At 68.0% G+C, this 22,669-nt stretch carries 22 protein-coding genes and 1 pseudogene; 15 read left to right on the top strand and 8 right to left on the bottom strand.

Annotation, left to right across the window (positions count from 1 at the left end):
- Positions 1 to 198: 198 nt before the first annotated feature.
- The gene (locus V5F66_RS05190) at positions 199 to 717 is read left to right on the top strand and encodes a hypothetical protein (RefSeq protein WP_394002160.1); all 519 of its coding nucleotides are present in this window, start codon (positions 199 to 201) and stop codon (positions 715 to 717) included.
- A 22-nt stretch (positions 718 to 739) separates the two neighbouring features.
- Here the strand turns inward: V5F66_RS05190 and V5F66_RS05185 are convergent, their stop codons facing one another.
- Positions 740 to 1,846 carry an alpha/beta hydrolase gene (locus V5F66_RS05185; RefSeq protein WP_157048168.1) on the bottom strand — a complete coding sequence of 369 codons (1,107 nt, stop codon included), beginning with the start codon at positions 1,844 to 1,846 and terminating at the stop codon, positions 740 to 742.
- Positions 1,847 to 2,139: 293 nt separating this feature from the next.
- On the opposite strand from V5F66_RS05185, the gene V5F66_RS05180 reads away from it, so the two are divergent.
- Together V5F66_RS05180 and V5F66_RS05175 are read left to right on the top strand one after the other, a co-directional pair.
- On the top strand, positions 2,140 to 2,976 hold the full coding sequence (locus V5F66_RS05180; protein WP_394005619.1) for an aldo/keto reductase: 837 nt from the start codon (positions 2,140 to 2,142) through the stop codon (positions 2,974 to 2,976).
- A gap of 215 nt (positions 2,977 to 3,191) precedes the next feature.
- Entirely contained in the window at positions 3,192 to 3,743 is a 552-nt protein-coding gene (locus tag V5F66_RS05175) for a carboxymuconolactone decarboxylase family protein (RefSeq protein WP_394051061.1), read from the top strand.
- A 46-nt stretch (positions 3,744 to 3,789) separates the two neighbouring features.
- Here V5F66_RS05175 and V5F66_RS05170 read toward each other — a convergent pair whose 3' ends face one another.
- From V5F66_RS05170 to cobS, 4 genes are all read right to left on the bottom strand, one after another.
- The gene (locus V5F66_RS05170; protein WP_394051059.1) at positions 3,790 to 4,716 is read right to left on the bottom strand and encodes a cation diffusion facilitator family transporter; all 927 of its coding nucleotides are present in this window, start codon (positions 4,714 to 4,716) and stop codon (positions 3,790 to 3,792) included.
- 73 nt (positions 4,717 to 4,789) lie between these two features.
- A complete protein-coding gene (locus tag V5F66_RS05165) occupies positions 4,790 to 5,509 on the bottom strand; it encodes a retropepsin-like aspartic protease family protein (protein WP_394002170.1) in 720 nt (239 codons plus the stop codon).
- A gap of 4 nt (positions 5,510 to 5,513) precedes the next feature.
- Complete coding sequence (locus V5F66_RS05160; RefSeq protein WP_012116228.1) at positions 5,514 to 5,723, bottom strand: DUF1289 domain-containing protein; 210 nt, start codon at positions 5,721 to 5,723, stop codon at positions 5,514 to 5,516.
- A gap of 81 nt (positions 5,724 to 5,804) precedes the next feature.
- The gene (gene cobS / locus V5F66_RS05155) at positions 5,805 to 6,602 is read right to left on the bottom strand and encodes an adenosylcobinamide-GDP ribazoletransferase (protein ID WP_394051056.1); all 798 of its coding nucleotides are present in this window, start codon (positions 6,600 to 6,602) and stop codon (positions 5,805 to 5,807) included.
- A 199-nt stretch (positions 6,603 to 6,801) separates the two neighbouring features.
- On the opposite strand from cobS, the gene V5F66_RS05150 reads away from it, so the two are divergent.
- On the top strand, positions 6,802 to 7,098 hold the full coding sequence (locus tag V5F66_RS05150) for an FAD assembly factor SdhE (RefSeq protein WP_012116230.1): 297 nt from the start codon (positions 6,802 to 6,804) through the stop codon (positions 7,096 to 7,098).
- A 38-nt stretch (positions 7,099 to 7,136) separates the two neighbouring features.
- Positions 7,137 to 10,643: a transcription-repair coupling factor gene (gene mfd / locus V5F66_RS05145; protein WP_394093394.1), complete on the top strand. Its 3,507-nt coding sequence runs from the start codon at positions 7,137 to 7,139 to the stop codon at positions 10,641 to 10,643.
- A gap of 266 nt (positions 10,644 to 10,909) precedes the next feature.
- Here mfd and V5F66_RS22320 read toward each other — a convergent pair.
- From V5F66_RS22320 to groES, 3 genes and pseudogenes are all read right to left on the bottom strand, one after another.
- Positions 10,910 to 11,050, bottom strand: a pseudogene (locus tag V5F66_RS22320) (DUF1236 domain-containing protein); the annotation flags it as partial.
- 621 nt (positions 11,051 to 11,671) lie between these two features.
- A complete protein-coding gene (gene groL / locus V5F66_RS05135; RefSeq protein ID WP_012116233.1) occupies positions 11,672 to 13,303 on the bottom strand; it encodes a chaperonin GroEL in 1,632 nt (543 codons plus the stop codon).
- A 68-nt stretch (positions 13,304 to 13,371) separates the two neighbouring features.
- Entirely contained in the window at positions 13,372 to 13,686 is a 315-nt protein-coding gene (gene groES / locus V5F66_RS05130; RefSeq protein ID WP_012116234.1) for a co-chaperone GroES, read from the bottom strand.
- A 387-nt stretch (positions 13,687 to 14,073) separates the two neighbouring features.
- Here groES and V5F66_RS05125 point away from each other — a divergent pair, with 387 nt between their 5' ends.
- From V5F66_RS05125 to V5F66_RS05080, 10 genes are all read left to right on the top strand, one after another.
- A complete protein-coding gene (locus tag V5F66_RS05125; protein ID WP_041577619.1) occupies positions 14,074 to 14,361 on the top strand; it encodes an usg protein in 288 nt (95 codons plus the stop codon).
- Positions 14,362 to 14,478: 117 nt separating this feature from the next.
- Positions 14,479 to 15,060, top strand: coding sequence for a DJ-1/PfpI family protein (locus V5F66_RS05120; RefSeq protein ID WP_012116236.1), 582 nt, complete (start codon positions 14,479 to 14,481; stop codon positions 15,058 to 15,060).
- Positions 15,061 to 15,276: 216 nt separating this feature from the next.
- Entirely contained in the window at positions 15,277 to 15,648 is a 372-nt protein-coding gene (locus V5F66_RS05115) for a ribbon-helix-helix domain-containing protein (protein WP_012116237.1), read from the top strand.
- Between the two features lie 117 nt (positions 15,649 to 15,765).
- Positions 15,766 to 16,368: an exopolysaccharide biosynthesis protein gene (locus V5F66_RS05110; RefSeq protein ID WP_012116238.1), complete on the top strand. Its 603-nt coding sequence runs from the start codon at positions 15,766 to 15,768 to the stop codon at positions 16,366 to 16,368.
- A gap of 42 nt (positions 16,369 to 16,410) precedes the next feature.
- Positions 16,411 to 17,499 (top strand): tRNA preQ1(34) S-adenosylmethionine ribosyltransferase-isomerase QueA, encoded by a 1,089-nt coding sequence (gene queA, locus V5F66_RS05105; protein ID WP_394093393.1) that lies wholly within the window; start codon positions 16,411 to 16,413, stop codon positions 17,497 to 17,499.
- Positions 17,496 to 18,650, top strand: a complete 1,155-nt coding sequence (tgt, locus tag V5F66_RS05100) for a tRNA guanosine(34) transglycosylase Tgt (protein WP_394093392.1) — start codon at positions 17,496 to 17,498, stop codon at positions 18,648 to 18,650. Before queA ends, tgt begins: the two co-directional genes overlap by 4 nt.
- Positions 18,651 to 18,820: 170 nt before the next feature.
- Positions 18,821 to 19,993 carry an isovaleryl-CoA dehydrogenase gene (locus V5F66_RS05095; protein WP_394005634.1) on the top strand — a complete coding sequence of 391 codons (1,173 nt, stop codon included), beginning with the start codon at positions 18,821 to 18,823 and terminating at the stop codon, positions 19,991 to 19,993.
- Between the two features lie 309 nt (positions 19,994 to 20,302).
- On the top strand, positions 20,303 to 21,271 hold the full coding sequence (gene exbB / locus V5F66_RS05090; RefSeq protein WP_394093564.1) for a tonB-system energizer ExbB: 969 nt from the start codon (positions 20,303 to 20,305) through the stop codon (positions 21,269 to 21,271).
- Positions 21,272 to 21,277: 6 nt separating this feature from the next.
- Positions 21,278 to 21,772: a TonB system transport protein ExbD gene (exbD, locus tag V5F66_RS05085; protein ID WP_394002191.1), complete on the top strand. Its 495-nt coding sequence runs from the start codon at positions 21,278 to 21,280 to the stop codon at positions 21,770 to 21,772.
- Positions 21,769 to 22,602 (top strand): energy transducer TonB family protein, encoded by an 834-nt coding sequence (locus tag V5F66_RS05080; protein ID WP_394093391.1) that lies wholly within the window; start codon positions 21,769 to 21,771, stop codon positions 22,600 to 22,602. The genes exbD and V5F66_RS05080 overlap by 4 nt, the downstream gene beginning before the upstream one ends.
- Positions 22,603 to 22,669: the final 67 nt, after the last annotated feature.

Genomic DNA, 22,669 nt, shown 5'->3' with positions numbered 1-22,669 from the left:
CCGGAGCGCGGCCGCAGTGTTGCGCTCCGGCGGTGGGCGAGAACCCAGCGCGTCGGCGCGGGCCACGCCAAAAGGGTCGTTCTCAAGGGTCGTTCTGAAGGGTCCTGCCGATGGATCACGCGGCGTGGTCGCGCGGGGTGCTGTGGCTTGGTATGGAAGCCGTCGGCACACTCAAGATGCCATCACGCGGAACCTTCCATGCGCGCGCTCGCCACGATCTTCGCCCCGGCTCGATTTACGCCGGTTCTTGCCGCGGTCGCCATCCTCGCCCAGGTCCAGGGCGCCCGGGCGGACGACTGCCAGACCATCTACAATGCCTATGAGGCCCTCTCCAAGGCCCCGGCCTATCGGCAGACGATGACGTTCGCCGGCGTCCCGCCCATGGAGCTCATCGCCGTCGGCGACGCCATTTACATGAAGCACGGCCCGAGCTGGCAGAAGATGCCGGTGGAGCCGGGCATGCGCGCCGCCATGCAGAAGCAGACCATGCCCAGCGCCGCCGCGCTGAAGGCGTGCAGCCAGGTCGGAACCGAGACCGTGCGCGGGCAGGCGGCGACCATCTATCAATATACGCCGCCGCCGCTGGAGGGCGCAGATCCCCTCGGCCCGCAGCGGGTCTGGATCGGCGACAAGGGTCTGCCCCTGCGCATGACCTCGCAGCAGGAGAATACCGACGTGAACCTGTTCTACGACAACGTGGTCGCGCCGATCCCGTAGGGTGGTGGTGACCGGCCGGGCGTCAATTGCGCCCGGCCGCGAACACCTGGATCGGCAGCTGGAAGGGGGCGGCGACCACCGTGCCCACCGCCCCGCCCACGGCCTGGACGGCGGTTGAACCAGGCGTGACGTCGTCGGAGATGCTCTGGCCGGCCATCAGCCGGTCGCCGAGCAGGCGCACCATGTCGGGCTGGGTGGCGAACTTGCTGTGGTTGAGCGCGTCGCCCCCCTGCAAGGCGGTGAGATCCAGCACCACGATGCCCGTCGCCTGCTCGAGGCGGGCGCTATAGGCGGGGTTGGTCAGGTCCACCGCGCCCACGCGCGTCACCTGTCCCGAAAGCAGTCGCGACACCCCAAGCGCCTGGTCGTTGCGGGAGACGAAGAGGGTGAGGTGCGGCCGCTTCGGCCCCAGCTCCTGCACCTGCCGCTCGAACACGTCGATGTCGAGGTCGGGGGAGGCCAGCACCACATTGGTGATCTTGGCCGGCACCCGCCCTTCGCGCAGGGCGAGCTGGCGCAGGGATTCCATGGCGAGCCAGGCACCCATGGAATGGGCCAGCACCACCACCTCGTCCACCTGCGGGCTCTTGACCGCGGACGAGAGCACATAGGCAAGGTCCGAGCGCGAGAAATTGGCGCTTTCCCGGTCGTAGAGATAATCCGTGATGCGGCCGCGGGACGGCCAGGTGAACAGCACCGGCATGTAATCGGCGCTGGTATCGTGGATGAACTGGGCAAAGCGGAACACTGACGCATCAAAGCGGGTGTTGAAGCCGTGGACGAAGATCAGCACCCGGTGCTTGGCGCGCGGCTGCTGCCTGTACCAGGACGCAACCTTGTTATTGGGGATGGGATCGACCCGCGTCACCGCGAATTCCCGCGCCGGGTCCGCCGGCACCCGGCTCGGCCACTGGATCGAGCCGACCTCGCGGTTGGGCGGGATGGACACCACGATGTTGGTGAAGGCGAGGCCATCGCCCCGCTCGCCGGTGAAGAGCACGCCCTCCGCATCGCTCGGCGCGCGGGTGGTGGCCACCAGCATGTCGACCTTGCCCGCGGGCGGGGTGTCGATCGCAACAGGAACGAGCAGGCCCTCGGGACGCGCGCAGCCGGCGAGCGCCAGGATCATCAGCGGCGCCAGCAGGCGCGCCCATGCCGATGCCTGTCGCCTTGACCCTTTAGTGCCGTCCAATGCGACCACCCTCGATCATGCAGCCCCGCCATTCTTCAAGGCCCATCACCCCTTGTAAGGGATGAGAAGCGCAAGGCAAGCATGGGCCATGGCGGCGCCTTTGGCGGCGTGTCCCATGGTGAACACCCTTAAAATCAAGGCCACGGCCGAGTGGACACAACGGGTTATGCTCTTCCACCGACCGTGCGCAGGTCTTATGGTCGCCGCGATCTTCAATTCTGGAATACCGTATGCCAAAGATCGTCACGCTCCCCAATGGCGAAACCGTGCCGGCCCTCGGCCAGGGCACCTGGTACATGGGCGAGAGCGCATCGGCGCGGGCAGGGGAGGTGGCCGCCCTTCGCGCGGGGCTGGACCTCGGCCTCACCCTCATCGACACCGCCGAGATGTATGCGGACGGCGGCGCGGAAGAGGTGGTGGGCGAGGCTATATCCGGCCGGCGGAATGAGGTGTTCCTGGTCAGCAAGGTCTATCCCCACAATGCCAGCCGGGCCGGGGTCCAGGCCGCCTGCGAGCGTAGCCTCAAGCGGCTGAAGACCGATGTGATCGACCTGTATCTCCTGCACTGGCGCGGCAGCCATCCGCTCAAGGAGACCATCGCTGGATTCGAAGCGCTGCAAGCGGCCGGCAAGATCCGCCTGTGGGGCGTCAGCAATCTCGACACCGACGACATGGAGGAACTGCTGGCGGCCCCGGGCGGGCGGGCCTGCGCCGCCAACCAGGTGCTCTACAATCCCAGCCGCAGGGGGCCGGAATTCGACCTGCTGCCCTTCCTCGCCGAAGCCGGCATTCCGGCTATGGCCTACAGCCCCATCGAGCAGGCTCGCCTGCCGCGCGGCGGGGCGCTGGGCGCGGTGGCGAAGAAACACGGCGTGGATCCGTTCCAGGTGGCGCTCGCCTGGGTGATGCGGGCCGGCGACGTGATCGCCATACCCAAGGCGAGCCGTATTGCCCATGTGCAGATGAACGCAGCGGCCCGCGACCTCGTGCTTGAAGCGGACGACCTTGCCGCCATCGACCGCGCCTTCCCCGCGCCACGCCGCAAGGTGGGGCTGGAGATGCTTTAGGGCGAAGTGGATCCCGGTTCGCGTGAGGAAAATACGTCCATCGAATTTCGAGTGCTTTCTGTGAGCCGGTGCGAGCGCAAAGCACTCCGAGTCCCCGGGACACCCTCTCGGCGCGGGGATCTTCGAGCCGTGATGGAACTGGGGCGGGGCTGCGGCGTTCACGCCAGATCGGAGAACGGCTGGAGGGCCGCATCCCTGAAAGGGGAGTTTCCGCCATGTCCCACACCACCCAACGCCACGCGTTCGGCGCCGCGAGCCTCGGCATCGCGGTGGCCATCGCCTGCCTGCCCGTCTGGCCCGGCCCGGCGCAAGCCCAGTCCCCATCGCAGGGCATGACCCGCTCGGTGAGCGCCGAGGAGACCTATCGCGACATCGAGCAGACTCTCGGCCTCGTGCCGAGCTTCTTCAAGGCCTTCCCCGATGCGGGCATCGCCGGAGCCTGGGCTGAGTTCAAGGCGGTGCAGCTCAACCCGCAGACCCAGCTGTCCGGCAAGGAGAAGGAGCTGATCGGGCTCGCGGTCGCGGCGCAGGTGCCGTGTCACTATTGCGTCTATTTCCACACTGCAGCGGCCCGCCTTCACGGGGCGAGCGAGGCGGAAATCCGCGAGGCCGTCGCCATGGCCGCCATCACGCGCCATTGGAGCACGGTGCTGAACGGTATGCTGGTGGACGAGGCGCAGTTCATGAAGGAGACGGACACCGCCATGGCCATGGCGGCTGCGAAGATGAAGGCCGGTACGGCACCGACCTCGGCCAAGGGCCAATAGGACGTTTTTACGCGAAGCGGATGCTGGTTCGCTTGAAGAAAGCGCTCTAGCAGGCAGGTGAGAGGTCGTCGCGGCGGGGCAGGGATGAGGCCTCGGCGATCACCACCACGTCGGCCTCCGGGATGGCCGCTTCCAAGGCGGAGCGCAGGCCGGTGGTGACCGTGCTCACGTCGGCGATGGTCCGGCTCGGCGCGAAGCCCAGGGTGATCTCCACATGGGCCACCGTGCCGGACTGGCGCGTGCGTACGGCGCTCAACTGCTCATACTGGTCGAAGAAGGCGGCGAGCGCGCTGTTCACCTTCATCTGCACCGGCTCGGCGAGGGCCCGGTCCAGCAGGTCGGGCAGGGATTCGGAGATCATCCGTCCGCCCACCACCAGCATGAAGGCCGCGCCCACGAGGCCGCCGAAATCATCCGCCATCTCGGCCAGCCTCGTATCAGGCATCAGCACATCAATGAGGACGCAGGTCACCACGGTGACGGAGGCCGCCGCCTTGGCCATGCGCGCCCGGAACTGGGACAGGACGATGATGGAGGTGCCCGCGCGGGTGGCGCGCCACAGCGGGATCAACGGAATGAGGTTGGCCGCAAGGTTGGCCAGCACCAGCACTATGGCAGCCGCCGCCCAGAACGGCTCAAGCGGCTGCGGCTCCGTAGACTGCAGCACCTTCGCCACCACGAACACCGCCGCCATCACCAGCAGCGCGCCGATGACGATGGAGAACATCCGCTCCAGCTTGCCGACGCCGAAATCATAAGAATGCACCTGGCCGCGATGCACCGCGCGCAGGGCCATATAGGCGGTGCCTTCCACCAGCAGCAGCAAGCCACCGCGCAGGATTTCCGCCAGCATGGCGAGGGAGCCGGTGTAGGCCGTCGTCACCGCATAGGGCAGGAACAGGCCGAGATCGAGCAGGACCGCCAGCAGGACGGCATGTTCCTTCTGCCGGTCCGTGACGCTCGGAATACGCATGGCAACGACTCGCGCGGGGATGTTGTCCGCGACGGTAAGCCAAGGCGGTACGGACGTAAAACGGAAGGACGCCTTACCGGTCGCCGCCGCGCATGAGCAGGCGGTCGCCGCGGAACTCGAAGGCCTGGAGCCGGGACAGGAAGCTCATGCCGAGCAGGCTGGTGCGCAGCATGCCGGGCGGGGAGACCAGGGCCGGCACGTGGCGCTCCACGATGCCGCCGATGATGATGTTGTCGAGCACCACGCCGGCCGCCTTGGTGCGACCGCCGGCGGTGTCCACCGGCACGTCGTATTTCAGGAAATCCACCGGCAGGCCGGCGGCCTTCGCCGCCTCGTGGGTCAGCACTACGGAGGAGGCGCCGGTATCCACCAGCATGTTCACGCTGGTGCCGTTGATGGCGGCGCGCACGCCGAAGTCACCGCCGCTCGCGCGTGTCACCTCCACCGCGTTGCTGCCCGACTGGGCGACGTTCACCGCATAGCCCGGTGCCACTTCCGCCAGCACGCGCTGGCCCACCTGCTTCAACGGCTCGCGATAGGTGTAGCCGAGGGCCAGCAGGGCGGCGAGCACCAGCCAGAAGGCCGCGGCCATGAGGGATTCGCCAATGCGACCGCGCACCACCGACCACAGCCCCGCGCCGATGAAGACGGCGATGGCAAGCTGGCTCACCAGCGCGCTGAACTGGTTGAGGTCGATGCCCGCCACCTGGCCCTGCTCGTGATGGACTGCAAGCACCACCACCCCGCCGAGCAGGCCGAGCAGCAGGATCCACAGGAGCCGGTCGCTGCGCATGGCTTCAGTCCGGAACACAATCGCGCGCCTCCGCCCGCAATCGGGCGAGGCGCTGGGGCAGGGTCGCCATGATGGCAGCACGGGTGTCAGGCGAATAGGACATCCAGCCGCCGATTTCGCGCATGGAACGGCCGCAGCCGAGGCAGAGCCCGCTCAGGGGTTCGATGCTGCACAGCTTCACGCACGGTGTCGCGATGGCGTCCGTTTCGGGCATCTGTCCGGTTGGTCTCGACGTCAAGGGCGCGGCGCTCGTTCGGTTCGATCAACGCAAGCCGGTGGCGACTCGTGCCCCGTCTCACCTCCCGGGAAAGATAAGCACGCCGAGGAGGAAGACAATCACCGCCACCTGCTGGGTAGCGCCGGCCACGTCCCCGGTCTGCCCGCCGATCAGCCGGCCCGACAGCCGCATCATGGCAAACAGGGCCACCAGCGGGGCGATGAGGCCGGCAAAGGCGGTGCTTATGCCGAAGCCCGGCACCAGGATGACCACCACCAGCAGCGCGGCGACGAGAGCGCAGGCAAGTCCCGCAGATTCCGAGGGGCGTCCGAACGAGGCACCGGCGCCATCGGCACGGGCCGGGGGCAGGGCGAGGAGCAGCAGCACCCCAGCCGCCCGCGAGGCCGCCTCCGCCACCACCAGCGCCAGCGCGGCGCGGAACATCCCGGCCGAGGCCACGAGGGCCTCCAGAGCTGCCACCCGCAGCAGCAGGGCCAGGATGAGGGCGCAGCCGCCATAGGTACCGATGCGGCTGTCGCGCATGATGGCGAGGCGCTGGGCCTTGTCGCGCCCGCCGCCGAGGCCATCCGCCGTGTCGGCCAGCCCATCCTCGTGGAATGCGCCGGTTGTGAGCACCAGTGCGGTCACCGCCAGCACGGACGCCAGGAACGCCGGCAGCTTCAGCATCAGAGCCCCCACCAGCACCACGGCACCGATGAGCCCGATGACCGCGCCCGCCAGGGGAATGGCATAGGCGATGCGGTCGAGGCTGGGCACGGCGAAGGCGTCGGGGTCGTCGCGTCCGGCGGGGAGGGCCAGCCGCGAATAGAAGCGCAGGGCGGCGACGAGGTCTTGTGCGATCCGATCGAGCTGCATGGCGTTCCGGCTGGCCGTGGCGGGGCGCGCCGGGCCGAACCCGCCGCCCGCCCTTGGGACCCTGTCTTGCGGCCGGGGTCAAGGGGCGGGCCCCGCGCCAGCGCGCCCCACTGGCCAAACCGCTCCCCATGCCCCTATATGCCGGGCACGGACGGGCCTTCTGGCCCGGCCGACGCCGTGCTTTGGAGGCATCGAGATCATGTCCGGCTTAACGAGGTCCAGCGACGGTCTGGACGAGCGCCGCCGCCGCATCCTGTTCCGCGCCTGGCATCGCGGCATGCGCGAGATGGACCTCATCCTGGGCGGCTTCGCCAATGTGGAGATCGAGACCCTCTCCGACGCCGAGCTAGACGCCTTCGAGGCGCTGCTGGAGCCCGATGACCAGAAGGTCTTCTCCTGGATCAGCGCCAGCGAGCCCACGCCGGCGGAATTCGACACCCCGCTGTTCCGCAAGATCCGCGACTTCCACCTGTCCGGACGCGGCCTGCCGGCCTGACCGCGCCGCCGCCTGCTTTTGATCCCGGAGTTCCCCTCGTGAAGCGTCCCCAGCTCCTTGCCGATGCGCTGGCCGAAGGCCGGCCGCTCATCCTCTCCCGCGTCGCGGACGGCATGGAGGGCATGGTGGTGGCGGACCTCGCCCGCTCCCTGGCCGGGCGCAAGAACGCACCATGGCCGAGCCTCACCGTCATTTGCCGGGACGGCCAGCGCATGGCGGCCGTGGAGCGGGGCCTTGCCTTCTTCGCGCCGGAGCTGGAGGTGCTGAGCTTCCCCTCGTGGGATTGCCTGCCCTACGACCGCGCCTCGCCCAACGCCTCCATCGTGGCCAGGCGCATGGCGACGCTGGCGAAGCTCGCCCGCATCAAGGGCGGCAATGCCAGCGTGCTGCTCACCACCGTGAACGCCACGGTGCAGCGGGTGCCGGCCAAGGGGCTGGTGGCGGCGCAGTCGCTGGTGGCCGCGCCGGGCAATACCATCGACCTTGAGGGCGTGACCCAATGGGCCGAGCAGAACGGCTTCCTGCGCACCTCCACCGTGCGCGACACCGGCGAATATGCGGTGCGCGGCGGCCTCATCGACCTGTTCCCGCCGGGCCTTGATGCGCCGATCCGGCTCGACTTTTTCGGCGACACGCTGGAGACCATCCGTGCCTTCGATCCCGAGACCCAGCGCACCACCGGTCAGGTCCGCTCGCTGGAACTGGTGCCCATGGCCGAGTTCCAGCTGACCACCGAAACCATGCGCCGCTTCCGCATGGCCTATGTGGCCGAGTTCGGCGCCGCCCGGAAGGGCGACACCCTCTATGAGGCGGTGAGCGAAGGCCGCCGCCACGCCGGCATGGAACATTGGCTGCCCCTGTTCCACGAGCGCATGGACACGCTGTTCGACTACCTGGAAGGCGGCACGCTGCTGCTCGACCCGCTGGCGGAAGAGGCCGGTGGCGAGCGCATCGCCCAGATCGCCGATTATTATGACGCCCGAAAGGGCGGGCAGGAGCTGGGCGGCGGCACCATCTACAATCCCCTGCCGGCGGACCGGCTCTATCTCTCCGGCCCGGAATGGAACAAGCGGCTGGCCCGCCACAGCCTCGCCCGGCTCAGCCCCTTCGCCGCGCCGGAGGGGGGCGATAACCGCGTCATCGATCTTGGCGGCGTTCAGGGCCGCTCCTTCGCCGCCGAGCGGGCGGAGCCGGAGGCCAATGTCTTCGATGCCGCCATCGCCCATGTGCGCGAGCTGCAGAAGTCCAGGAAGGTGATCCTCGCCGGCTGGTCCGAGGGCTCGCGGGAGCGGCTGGGCACGGTGCTGGCCGACCATGGGCTGAAGGGCCTCGCTGCCATCTCCCGCTTCGACAGCCTCGCCGCCTTGCCCAAGACCCAGGCGGCGCTGGCCGTGTTCGGGCTGGAGGCGGGGTTCGAGACGCCGGACTTCGCCGTCATCGGCGAGCAGGACATCCTCGGCGACCGGCTGGTGCGCCCCAAGCGCAAGGCCCGCCGCCCGCAGGACGTGCTCACGGAGCTGACCGCGCTCACCGCCGGCGACCTGGTGGTGCATGTGGACCACGGCATCGGCCGCTTCATCGGCCTGAAGACCGTGGAGGCCATGGGCGCCCCCCACGATTGCCTGGAGATCCACTACGCCGGCGGCGACAAGCTGTTCCTGCCGGTGGAAAATCTCGAACTGCTGAGCCGCTACGGCTCGGAGGACACCGAGGCACAGCTGGACAAGCTGGGCGGCGGCGCGTGGCAGGCACGCAAGGCGCGGATGAAGAAGCGCATCCGCGAGATGGCGTCCGAACTCATCAAGATCGCCGCCCAGCGCCAGCTTGGCGAGGCGCCCAAGCTGGTGCCGGCCATGGGCCTCTACGACGAGTTCCGCGCCCGCTTCCCCTATGAGGAGACCGACGACCAGGACGCCGCCATCGACGCGGTGCTGGACGACCTCGCCTCCGGCCATCCCATGGACCGGCTGATCTGCGGCGACGTGGGCTTCGGCAAGACCGAGGTGGCCCTGCGCGCCGCCTTCGCGGTGGCGCTCTCCGGCAAGCAGGTGGCGGTGGTGGTGCCCACCACGCTGCTCGCCCGCCAGCATTTCAAGACCTTCTCCGAGCGCTTCAAGGGCCTGCCGGTGAACGTGGCCCAGGCCTCGCGCATGGTGACGGGCAAGGACCTCACCGCCGTGAAGAAGGGCATCGCCGACGGCACGGTGGACATCGTGGTGGGCACCCACGCCTTGCTCGGCAAGGCCATCAGCTTCAAGGACCTCGGCCTCGTCATCGTGGACGAGGAGCAGCATTTCGGTGTCTCCCACAAGGAGCGGCTGAAGCAGCTGCGCGCCGAGGTGCACGTGCTGACCCTCACCGCTACCCCCATCCCCCGCACCCTGCAGCTGGCCATGACGGGTGTGCGCGAACTCTCCATCATCGCCACGCCTCCGGTGGACCGCCTCGCGGTGCGCACCTTCATCACGCCGTTCGATCCGCTGGTGGTGCGCGAGGCGCTGCTGCGCGAGCGTTATCGCGGCGGCCAGAGCTTCTATGTGGTGCCGCGCATCGAGGACCTGGGCGAGGTGCGCGAGTTCCTGGCCGCGTCCGTGCCCGAGGTGAAGGTGGCGGTGGCCCACGGCCAGCTCGCCGCCGGCGCGCTCGAAGACATCATGACCGCCTTCTATGACGGCCAGTACGACGTGCTGCTCTCCACCACCATCGTGGAATCGGGCCTCGACGTGCCCAATGCCAATACGCTGATCGTGCACCGGGCCGACATGTTCGGCCTCGCCCAGCTCTACCAGTTGCGCGGCCGCGTGGGCCGGGCCAAGGCGCGGGCCTATGCCATCTTCACCGTGCCGGCGACCAAGCCCATGACGGTGCAGGCGGAGCGGCGGCTGAAAGTGCTGCAATCGCTGGAGACGCTGGGCGCCGGCTTCCAGCTGGCGAGCCACGACCTGGACATCCGCGGCGCCGGCAATCTGCTGGGCGACGAGCAGTCCGGCCACATCAAGGAAGTGGGCTACGAACTGTACCAGGAGATGCTGCAGGAGGCGATCGCCCACCTCAAGGCCGGCATCACCGACTATGTGGACGACAAGTGGTCGCCCAACATCACCATCGGCATGCCGGTGCTGATTCCCGAGGACTATGTGGCCGACCTCCACGTGCGCCTCGCCCTCTACCGCCGCCTCGCGGACATCCAGGACGACGGCGAGATCGACGCCTTCGGGGCGGAACTGGTGGACCGCTTCGGCCCCACGCCGGAGGAGGTGGGCCAGCTCCTGAAGCTCACCCAGATCAAGGCGCTGGCCCGCAAGGCCAATGTGGAGAAGGTGGATGCCGGCCCCAAGGGCGTGGTCCTGGGCTTCCGTGACAATGAGTTTGCTGACCCCTCGGGCCTGGTGAAGCTCATCGGGCAGGAGGGCAACCAGGCCAAGGTGCGGCCCGACTTCAAGGTGGTGTTCCTGCGCGACTGGCCCACCGCCGAGGCGCGCCTGAAGGGCACGCTGGTGGTGCTGAAGAAGCTCGCCGCGCTCGCCGGCAAGAAGGCGCTCTGAGAACCAATCTGGACCTTCAAAAGAGTACGGCCGCGACCACACCCGTCCTGCCCGGGCTCGTCCCGGACATCCACGCCGAACCGCTTGGGAGAGCGTGCGAAAGTCATCCCCAGCCGCACCGCGTGGATGGCCGGGTCGAACCCGGCCATGACGGTGACCGAGCGCCTGCGATGAGAGCCCGGGCATGAAAAGACCCGCCGGGGCGGCGCCTCGGCGGGTCTTTTTGTTCTGTCGTTTCAGATGGGTCGCGGGGCGTTCGGCTACTTGACGCCGAGCACGCCACCGACAGCGCCGCCCACGGCACCGACGGTGCCGCCGACCACAGCACCCACGGGGCCGGCCGCCTTCTCGCCAGCGCGGGCACCTTCCTTGGCGCCTTCGCCGGTGCCCTTGACGCCGCCGGCCACGCCGCCCGTGACGGCGCCACCGACGCCACCCACCGTGCCGCCCACGGCGGTGCCGACTGGGCCGGCCGCCTTGTCACCCACTTCGGCACCCTTGTTGGCACCCTGCTCGGCGCCCTTGACCACGCCCTGCGCTGACACGGCGGTTGCGCCCAGCGCCAGTACGAGGGCTGCCGCGACAATGGTCGTCTTCATGACTGATCCTTTCGTGCTCAACACTTCCCGATGGCCGGACGGACAAGCCATCCCGGCCGGGCGCGCGACCTTGAGGGGCATTTGGTCTGCTCTCCCTGCTCGACCATAGCGTGCCCGAGGGACACCCGCCATGGTGTCAGGGGAGGGATCAGCGGGAGTTGAAGGGAGAAGATGGCGCCGGCATACGGCGGGGCGACGCCGGTCGCGCAAAACGAAACGGCCGGGCGCAAGGCCCGGCCGTTCCATTTCAATCTTCTGTCGCCACCCGAGCAAACCGGCTGTTGCCAGTTTGCGTTACGCAAAGACTCGCCGGGCGGCGTCAGAGGCTCTTTTTACCTCAGAAGTCCATGCCGCCGCCCGAGCAAACCGGCTGTTGCCGGTTTGCGTTACGCGAGGACTCGCCGGGCGGCGTCAGAGGCTCTTTTTACCTCAGAAGTCCATGCCGCCGCCCGGCATGGCCGGGGCCGCGGGGGCGTTCTTCTTCGGCAGCTCGGCGATGAGCGCCTCGGTGGTGATGAGCAGGCCCGACACGGAGGCCGCATCCTGGAGGGCGGTACGGACGACCTTGGTGGGGTCGATGATGCCGGCCTTCACCATGTCCACATATTCACCGGTCTGGGCGTTGTAGCCGAAGCTGTAGTCCGAGGACTCCAGGATCTTGCCCACCACCACGGAGCCGTCGTCGCCCGCGTTGAGGACGATCTGGCGAGCCGGAGCCTGGATGGCGCGGCGGACGATCTCGATGCCGGTCTTCTGGTCAGCATTGTCGACCTTCAGGCCTTCGAGCGCCTTGATGGAGCGCAGCAGGGCCACGCCGCCGCCGGGAACGATGCCTTCTTCCACCGCGGCGCGGGTGGCGTGCAGGGCGTCGTCCACGCGATCCTTCTTCTCCTTGACTTCCACTTCCGTGGAGCCACCCACGCGCACCACGGCGACGCCGCCGGCGAGCTTGGCGAGACGCTCCTGCGCCTTCTCACGGTCGTAGTCGGAGGTGGTGGTCTCGATCTGGGCGCGGATCTGGGCGATGCGGGCCTCGATCTCGGCCTTCTCGCCGGAGCCGTCGACGATGGTGGTGTTCTCCTTCTCGATCACCACCTTCTTGGCGCGGCCGAGCATGGAGAGGTTCACGCTGTCGAGCTTGATGCCGAGATCGTCGGAGATCACGGTGCCGCCGGTCAGGATCGCGATGTCCTGCAGCATGGCCTTGCGGCGATCGCCGAAGCCGGGCGCCTTCACGGCCGCGACCTTCAGGCCGCCGCGCAGCTTGTTCACCACGAGGGTGGCCAGCGCCTCACCTTCCACGTCCTCGGCGATGATCAGCAGCGGACGGGCCGACTGCACCACCGCCTCGAGCACGGGCAGCAGCTCCTGGAGGCCGGAGAGCTTCTTCTCGTTGATGAGGATGTAGGGCTCCTCGAACTCAACGCGCATCTTGTCGGCGTTGGTCACGAAGTAGGGCGAGAGGTAGCCGCGGTCGAACTGCATGCCCTCGACCACGTCGAGCTCGGTCTCGGCGGTCTTGGCTTCCTCGACGGTGATGACACCCTCGTTGCCGACCTTCTTCATGGCCTCGGCGAGAAACTTACCGACCTCGGCGTCGCCGTTGGCGGAGATGGTGCCGACCTGGGCGATCTCGTCGTTGGAGGTCACCTTGCGCGAGTTGGAGGCCAGGTCCTTGACGATGGCGTCCACGGCGAGGTCGATGCCGCGCTTCAGGTCCATGGGGTTCATGCCGGCGGCAACCGCCTTGGCGCCCTCGCGGACGATGGCCTGGGCCAGCACGGTAGCGGTGGTGGTGCCATCGCCGGCCAGATCATTGGTCTTGGAGGCGACTTCGCGCACCAGCTGGGCGCCGAGGTTCTCGAACTTGTCCTCAAGCTCGATTTCCTTGGCCACCGACACACCGTCCTTGGTGATGCGCGGGGCGCCGAAGCTCTTCTCGATCACCACGTTGCGGCCCTTGGGACCGAGGGTGACCTTCACGGCATTGGCGAGAATATCGACGCCGCGCAGAACCTTGTCGCGCGCATCAACGGAGAATTTTACGTCCTTGGCAGCCATGTGGCCTGCTCCTTCAGATTGGGACGGAAGAGGGGGTGTGGATGAAAACCGCGGTCAGCCGGGCTGACTCAGGCGGCCTTCTGGGCGTTAGCCGAAGTCTCGAGCACGCCGAGGATGTCGCTCTCCTTCATGATCAGGAGATCCTGGCCGTCGATCTTCACCTCGGTGCCCGACCACTTGCCGAACAGCACCAGGTCGCCGGCCTTCACGTCGAGGGCGACGAGCTCGCCCTTCTCGTTGCGGGCGCCCGGGCCCACGGAGACGACTTCGCCCTGCTGGGGCTTTTCCTTGGCGCTGTCGGGAATGATGATGCCGCCGGCAGTCTTCTGCTCGGCTTCGATGCGCTTCACAACCACGCGGTCGTGCAGAGGACGGAAACCCATCGGGAAACCTCCGGTTCGATGCTTCAATTCAAGGCGCCGGGCCTAAGAGCACCCGGCCCGACCGCGATCTAAGACCGCGGTTTTCGTCCCGCAAGGGGGTGCGGAAAAAATTTAGCACTCGCAGGTGCGGAGTGCTAGCAGGGCCGAAATCCGAATGAAATCAAGGATGGGGGAGGACCCCGCCTGATTTCTGTGCGCCCACCCCTTCATCAATGGGGCTGTCAGCAGTCCTGGCCCGAGGCTGCTAGAACATTGTTTTTGCAGACAGAAACCAATCTTTAGCCTTGGCCGTCCGAAACTTTGGAGCCGACAATGCAGTTGTCTGGTCCCGACGGCCTCCACACTGGCGGCGAGACGTTCCGGGACAGGGATATGGAGGTGTGCCCCATGGTGTCCCATCCGTCCAAGGTGTCGCGTGATTTCGTCCTGCAGATGGAGGGCTACGGTCTCGCCACGGCCGAGATCCTGTACCGGATGCCCGACCATCCCGCGCTTCTTCAGACCTATCTCTGGCAGGAATACGACCTCTGCCCGCGTTTTCCGGAACTCAACAGGTTTCTTGAGTTCTGGCAGCGGGAGATCGAGGGCCGGCTTCATTCGGTGCGGGTGGCCCATAGCGGGCTCATCAAGCCGGCGGAGCTGCGGACCGTGGACGGGATGTTCCTCCTGAACTGACCAGCCCGGCGCCGGCGGCTGTCGCAACCGGATAACACCCGGCGGACGATGCGCGTCCTAACCTTGCTCCCTCGACGCCGGCCGCGTTCGCGCGCCGGCGCAGCAGGGGAGAAGGCAATGGCGGGCAAGCGCATTTTGATGATCGTCGGCGATTTCGGCGAGGATTACGAGATCATGGTGCCCTACCAGGCGCTGCTGGCGGTGGGGCATACGGTGCATGGCGTCTGCCCCGGCAAGAAGGCGGGCGACAAGATCGCCACCGCAATTCATGATTTCGAGGGCCATCAAACCTACACGGAGAAGCCGGGCCACCTCTTTGCCCTCAACGCCACCTTCGCCGAGGTGGATGTTGCCAGCTACGACGCCCTGCTGGTCCCCGGCGGTCGCGCGCCGGAATATCTGCGGCTCTATCCCGAGGTGATCGCCGCGGTCCGCCACTTCTTCGACGCGGGCAAGCCGGTGGCCGCCATCTGCCACGGCGCGCAGATGCTGGCTGCCGCAGGCGTCCTCAAGGGCCGCACCTGCTCGGCCTATCCCGCCTGCCGCCCGGAAGTGGAGCTTGGCGGCGGCACTTATGCCGACATTCCCGTCGATACGGCCGTCACCGAGGGCAACCTGGTGAGTGCGCCCGCATGGCCGGCCCATCCGGCCTTTATTGCGCAGTTCCTTACCCTATTGGGAACATCCATCTCGCTTTGAGCCGCCCATCGGGTTATGGATGGCGCAGGGCGGCGAAACGGCATACGCGCACCGCGGGGGTTGCGCGTATGCCGGCCGCCCGGTCGATCTCAGACCATCGGCCTTTTGTCATTGACCGATGTTGATTGGGTACGCTCAATCGCCACACCGGCAGACCAGAGCTCGCGGCTCACGAGTCTCCAGTATCATGGTGCAGGTGAGCGGGAGGATCATCCCATGTGCCGTTTGTTCAGTGAGGCCGATGCCGCCCTTTGGGTCCAGGAGACCCGGGCGCTGCGCCTCAACGGCTTCAGCACCAGCGTGCGGCTGGAAGCCTTCTTCTGGAACGTGATCGAGGACATCGCCGCCCGCGACGGCCTCTCCGTGAACCGGCTGCTGGCGCGGCTCTATGACGAGAAGGCCGAGGCCGGCCGGGACATCGACAATTTCACATCCTTCCTGCGGGTGTGCTGCGGGCGCTATCTGGCGCTGCGGGCGCAGGGCCTTGTGCCCGAAGCGGGAGCGCTGGCGGCGCTCGACGTCAACCGTATCCTCCATGCCGAGCGTGACACACCGCTGCTTGCCCGCCGCCCCTCGCCAGCGGCCTGAGGGCGCGCGGGGGCGTCATCGTTGTGTGGACGCGGGCGGGGCGTGCGGCTTCGACGCCCTGACACCGCCGTTTTCACGATGCTAAGAGTTAAGGTGACCCATGGAAACGAGGTCCCGTTGGATCACCGCACGCCCCGAACGTCCGAACTGCTTGCCGCCGTCCTTGCCGCCCAGGAAGAGGACAAGGTGGCCATTGGCGACCTCGTGAACGCCTTGCGCAATCGCGCCTTCGGCATTCTCTTTCTCATCTTCGGCATTCCCAACTGCATCCCCATGCCTCCCGGCATTCCGGTGATCTGCGGCACCATCCTCGGTCTCATCGGCCTGCAGATGGCCATGGGTCGGCAGGAATTGTGGCTGCCGGAGCGCATCGCCCGGCGCACCTTTTCGCGGGCCATGCTGGAGAGCATCGTCACCCGCTCAAGGCCCTGGATCGAGCGTTTCGAGAAGCTCTCCCGGCCGCGCTATGAGCAGTTTGCCGGCCCCACCGCCCGCCGTGTGGTGGGGGCGACGGTGGTGTTGCTGGGCTTCATCCTGCTTCTGCCCATTCCCTTCCTCGGCAACCTGCCGCCCGGCTTTGCCGTGTGCATCTTCGGCCTCGGGCTGGTGGAGCGGGACGGCCTCGTGATCCTCGCCGGCTTCGGCGCGACGGTGCTGGGGCTGCTGATCACGGCCGCCATGAGCTGGGCCATCTACCAGGGCGCGGTCGCCATCTTCTGATCCCGCCGCGATTCCCGCCAAACGAGCCAGCAGCCCGATCCCATGCGCGTTGACGCCTTCGACTTCGATCTCCCGGAGGAGCACATCGCCCTGCGCCCGGCCGAGCCGCGCGACGCGGCGCGGATGCTGGTGGTACGTCCGGGCGGGGCGCCGGAACTGTCCGACCTGAAGGTCCGCGACCTGCCGGATTTCATCACCGCCAACGACGCGCTGGTGGTCAACGACACCCGCGTCATCCCCGCCGCCCTTGAAGGCGTGCGCGAGCGGGATGGCGGCTCCGCCGTGCGCATCGAGGCGAACCTCATCAAGCGGCTGGATGCCTCGCGCTGGCAGGCCTTCGCCAAGCCGGGCAAGCGCCTGCGCGTGGGCGACCGCGTGCGCTTCGGCGGGGAGGGGAGCGCCTGCCTGCTCGGTGCCCTCGATGCGCAGATCGCGGCCAAGGAGGACGACGGCTCGGTCATCCTCGCCTTTGATCTCGCCGGAGCGGCACTGGACGAGGCGGTGACGGCGGTCGGGCACATGCCCATCCCGCCCTATATCGCCGCCCGGCGCGCCGAGGACGACCGCGACCGCGCCGACTACCAGACCCTGTTCGCCCGCGTCTCGGGCTCCGTGGCCGCGCCCACGGCGAGCCTGCATTTCACCCCCGAGCTTCTGGCCCGCATTGCTGCCACCGGGGCCGGAATGCACACGGTGACGCTGCATGTGGGGGCGGGCACCTTCCTGCCGGTGAAGGCGGAGGACACCTCCGGCCATCGCATGCACGCCGAATGGGGCGAGGTGAGCGCCGACACCGCCGCCGCCCTCAATGCGGTGAAGGCCAAGGGCGGGCGCATCTTCACCGTGGGCTCCACCTCCACCCGGCTGATCGAGAGCGCGACGGGGGAAGACGGCCTCATCCGCCCCTTCGTGGGGGAGACCGACATCTTCATCACCCCCGGCTATCGCTTCCGGGCGGTGGACGGCATGCTCACCAACTTCCACCTGCCGCGCTCGACACTGGTGATGCTGGTGGCCGCCTTCGTGGGGCACGAGGAACAGAAGCGCGCCTATGCGCACGCCATCGCGGCCGGCTATCGCTTCTATTCCTATGGCGATGCGTGCCTGCTTCTGCCAGAAGGCGGGCCATGACCGCCCACACTCCTGTCGACACCTTCTCCTTCACCCTCTCCGCCACCGACGGCGCCGCCCGCACCGGCTTCGTCTCGACCCCGCGCGGCGCCATCCGCACGCCGGCTTTCATGCCGGTGGGCACGGCGGCCACCGTGAAGGGGCTCTATTTCGACCAGGTGAAAGAGACCGGCGCCGACATCGTCCTCGCCAACACCTACCACCTCATGCTGCGCCCTGGCGCCGAGCGGATCGCAAAGCTCGGCGGGCTGCACAGCTTCATGCGGTGGGACGGGCCGATCCTGACCGATTCCGGCGGCTTCCAGGTCATGAGCCTGTCGAGCCTGCGCAAGATGAGCGAGCAGGGGGTCACCTTCCGCTCCCATGTGGACGGCGCCTATTTCGAGATGAGCCCCGAGCGCTCGGTGGAGATCCAGGGACTGCTCGGCGCCGATATCCAGATGCAGCTGGACGAATGCGTGCGCCTGCCCTGCACCGATGAAGAGGCCGCGCGCGCCATGCGCCTGTCGCTGCGCTGGGCCGAGCGCTCCAAGCGCGCGTTCGAGGCGCAGCCGAAGGGCCGGGCGCTGTTCGGCATCGTGCAGGGCGGGGCGGTGCCTGCGCTGCGGGTGGAATCGGCCCGCGCTCTGGCGGACATGGACTTCCCCGGCTATTCCATCGGCGGCCTTGCGGTGGGCGAGCCGCAGGAGGTCATGCTCGCCATGATCGAGACGGTGGAGCCGCATCTGCCGGCGATGAAGCCACGCTACCTGATGGGCGTGGGCACGCCGGACGACCTGCTGGAATCGGTGGCGCGCGGCATCGACATGTTCGACTGCGTGATGCCCACCCGTTCCGGCCGGCATGCGCTTGCCTTCACCCGCTTCGGCCGCATCAATCTTAAGAACGCCCGCCACGCCGAGGACCCCCGTCCGCTGGACGAGGAAAGCGACTGCCCGGCCCTGCGAGACTATTCCCGCGCCTACCTCCACCACCTCGTGCGCTGCGAGGAGATGCTGGGCTCCATGCTGCTCACCTGGGCCAATGTCCATTATTACGAGCAGCTCATGGCCGGCGCCCGCGCCGCCATCGCCGAGGGGCGGTACGCCGATTATGTGGCGGGGGTGAAGGACGGCTGGGCGCGGGGAGATATTCCCGTGTGGGCAGGGTAGGGATGTGCCCCGGACAAGCGACGGCGCAGCCTGAGCGCTGATCCGGGGAACCAAAGACTCCCGCCCAACCCCATTGAATAAACGGACAACCGTTTTATTCTAGGGCCGCTTCCCCGCTGGCGCCTGCGCCCGGTGCAATAAGATCCGGGGAGCGTGGGAGGGACAACAAGATGCTGCCGAACAGCCAAGCCGGCTTCGATTTCGACCTCGGCGAGACCGCCGACATGCTGCGCGACACCGTGCGTTCGTTCTCGGACGCCGAGATCGCCCCGCGCGCCGCCGAGATCGACAGGACCAACCAGTTTCCCCGCGACCTGTGGCCCAAGCTCGGCGCGCTGGGCCTGCTCGGCGTCACGGCGGAGGAGGAATATGGCGGATCGGGCCTTGGCTATCTTGAGCACGTCATCGCCATGGAAGAGATTTCCCGCGCCTCGGCCTCGGTGGGCCTGTCCTATGGCGCGCACTCCAATTTGTGCGTCAACCAGATCAGCCGCAACGGCACCGCCGAGCAGAAGGCCAAGTACCTGCCCAAGCTGATTTCCGGCGAGCATGTGGGTGCGCTCGCCATGTCGGAGCCGGGGGCGGGGTCGGACGTGGTCTCCATGCGCACCCGCGCCGACAAGAAGGGCGACCGCTACATCCTCAACGGCTCCAAGATGTGGATCACAAACGGCCCCATCGCCGAGACCCTGGTGGTTTATGCCAAGACCGATCCGGCCGCCGGCCCCAAGGGCATGACCGCCTTCCTGGTGGAGAGGGACTTTCCCGGCTTCTCCACCGCCCAGAAGCTGGACAAGCTGGGTATGCGCGGCTCCGACACCGGCGAGCTGGTGTTTCAGGATTGCGAGGTGCCCGAGGAGAATGTGCTCGGCGCCGTGGGCCGGGGCGTCAACGTGCTCATGAGCGGGCTCGATTATGAGCGCGCGGTGCTGGCGGGCGGCCCCACGGGCATCATGCAGGCGTGCATGGATATCGTCCTGCCCTATGTCCACGAGCGCAAGCAGTTCGGCCAGCCGATCGGCACGTTCCAGCTGATGCAGGGCAAGATCGCCGACATGTATGTGACCATGAATGCCACCAAGGCTTACGTCTATGCCGTGGCCAAGGCCTGCGACCGTGGCGCCACCACCCGCGAGGACGCAGCGGGCGCCATCCTCTATGCGGCGGAAAAGGCCACCTGGATGGCGCTGGAAGCCATCCAGACCCTGGGCGGCAACGGCTATATCAACGACTATCCCACGGGCCGCCTGCTGCGCGACGCCAAGCTCTACGAGATCGGCGCCGGCACCAGCGAGATCCGCCGCATGCTCATCGGCCGCCAGCTGTTCGACAAGACGGCCTGAGCGGGCGCCGCGCCCGCATGGTGGCAACGTCGGAACCCGGATCACGCCGGGTTCCGTTCGCGCAAGCGCGGACGCCGACTTCGGCCGCACCCGATGCCCCTCAAGTTCCGTCAGGGAATACGCGGCAATGTTGTTGCCATGGCCGTGCACATCTCCCTGCGGCATGCAGCCGCTAGACCTGAGAAGTTCTTAAGGGTTAGCGTCCGCGCCGAATGGGCTTATAAAGGAGGCAGCCAGCCAACCCCGTTGCCAGGGATCGCCAGCAAGTCTTGCACATTTGATTGGTGACGCGCGATGCCTGTTTGCTTGATGTTGCGCATGCCGTTTTGGCGTGCCCTGTTCCAGGTGCCTGCTGGCGCTGCTCTGTTGTTCCTCGCCCTCGTGCTTTTGCCGGGCCTATCCCTCGCCCAGCCCACCGCGCCCGCCGAACAGCCCGCAGCTGCTGCACCGGCCCCGAGTGCGCCAACCGCCTCTCCAGCCGCAGCCACGCCTTCTGAGGCGCCGGCGTCGGTTGCGGCCCCTGATCACGCCGCCGAGCACGCTCCCGCCCCGGAGAGCCCGTCCATCGACGCCCGGCTGCCGCATGATCTGTCCCCATGGGGCATGTTCATGGCGGCCGACCTGGTGGTGAAGGCGGTGATGGTGGGGCTTGCCTTCGCCTCTCTCGTGACCTGGACCGTGTGGTTCGCCAAGTCGCTGGAACTGGTGTTCGCCCGCCGCGCCGTGGCGCGCACGCTGGATGCGCTTCAGGCTGCGCCGACCCTGTTCGATGCTGCGGCGGCCATGCCCAAGGACCGGGGCGCCGCGCCCGCCACCGTCAAGGCCGCCCTCGCCGAATGGAAAGTCTCCGAGGGGTTGCCCGTGGAGGGCATCAAGGAGCGCGTCGCCGTCGCCCTCAGCCGGATCGAGGCGCGGGCCGGTCGTCGCCTGTCGGGCGGCACCGGCGTGCTCGCCACCATCGGCGCCACAGCCCCGTTCGTGGGCCTGTTCGGCACCGTATGGGGCATCATGAATGCCTTCATCGGCATCTCGAAGGCCCAGACCACCAATCTCGCCGTGGTGGCGCCGGGCATCGCCGAGGCGCTGCTGGCCACCGCCCTCGGCCTCGTCGCGGCCATTCCGGCCGTGGTGATCTACAATCTGTTCGCCCGCGCCATCGCCGCCCAGAAGGCCCGGCTCGCCGACACATCGGCCGAGGTCATGCGCCATCTGTCCCGCGATCTCGACCGGGCGGCCAGCGGCATGGAGCCCCGCCGCCTGCACGCCGCTGCGGAGTGAGGCACCATGGCCGCCAAGCTCGACCATGGCGGCGGGGACGACCTCGCCGAGAATCACGAAATCAACGTCACGCCCTTCATCGACGTGATGCTGGTGCTGCTCATCATCTTCATGGTGGCGGCCCCGCTCGCCACGGTGGACGTGAAGGTGGACCTGCCGGCCTCCAACGCCCAGCCCCAGCCCCGGCCGGACAAGCCCCTGTTCCTCACCGTGAAGAAGGACCTGTCGCTGGCGCTGGGGGATGATGTGCTGGAGCGGCCTTTGCTCGGCCAGGCGCTCGACGGCAAGACCTCCGGCGACCGCCAGCAGCGGGTGTTCGTGCGCGCCGACAAGGCGGTGCCCTTCGGCGACGTGATGGAGGTGATGAACCTGCTGCGCTCGGCCGGCTACCTCAAGGTGGCGCTGGTGGGCCTGGAAGGGGAGGCGGCGCCCGTGCCCCCGGCACCCAATGCGCCAGCCACAGCCCCCGCGCCAGCGACCGCCCCGGGGGCGCGGCCGTGAGCGCGGTCCATCACTGGCACGATTTCGACCGCAACCACGTCCGTGACACGGTGCTGCGGCTCGCCGCCGGCGCGCTGGTCATCATCACGGTCCACGCGGTGGCGGTCTATGCGGCGCTGTTCTGGCGCAAGGTGGAGGTCGGCGAATCGGCGCCGCCCGCCGCGATCATGATCGAACTGGCCCCGTTGGCGGTGAGCGAGCAGCAGCAGGTGGAGGATGCCGCCCCCGGACCGCAGATGGTCCAGGCGCCCGAATCCGTACCCAATGCGCCGGACATCCCGGCCGAGGCCGCGCCGCCGCCGGAGCCGGTGGTGAACGAGGTGGTGGAAAAGCTGCCGGAGGTGGAGCCATCCAAGGAACAGGCTGAGGTGGTGCTGCCCAAGCCTGAGCCGAAAAAGGAAGTGGTAAAGCAGCCGCCCAAGGAAAAGGTAGAGAAGCCGAAGAAGGACGCCAAGCCGACCCGGCGAGCGTCGGCCCCGGCCACCACCGCCGCGCCACGCTCGGATGCGCCGGCGGCTCAGGCCACCGCCGCGCCCTCTCCGGGGGCCGCCGCCGTGCGTTCGGCGGCGCTGGCGGACTGGCGCTCGCGGGCCTCGGCCCATCTCAATCGCTACAAGCGCCCGCAGGGTAGCCTTCTGGGCCGGCCGAGCGTCTCCATCTCCCTCAGTGCGTCGGGCTCGGTCACGAGCGTGAGGCTGTTGAACAGGTCGGGGAACGAGGTGCTGGACCGGGAGGCGGTAGCCATGGCGCAGCGCGCCTCACCCTTTCCCGCGCCTCCGGACGGCAAGCCGCTGACCTTCTCGGTACCGATCAACTTCACCTCGCGGTGAGCCGGCACCCTGCGCCGGCCTACATCCGTAGCCGGCGCAGGGCTGCGACGCTGCCGCCGCATGCCCG

It is taken from the genome of Xanthobacter versatilis, from assembly GCF_043193975.1.
GTDB classification, from domain to species: domain Bacteria; phylum Pseudomonadota; class Alphaproteobacteria; order Rhizobiales; family Xanthobacteraceae; genus Xanthobacter; species Xanthobacter autotrophicus_E.
The sequence above is the reverse complement of the archived record's forward strand: the minus strand, read 5'-3'. Positions and strand labels throughout refer to the sequence as shown.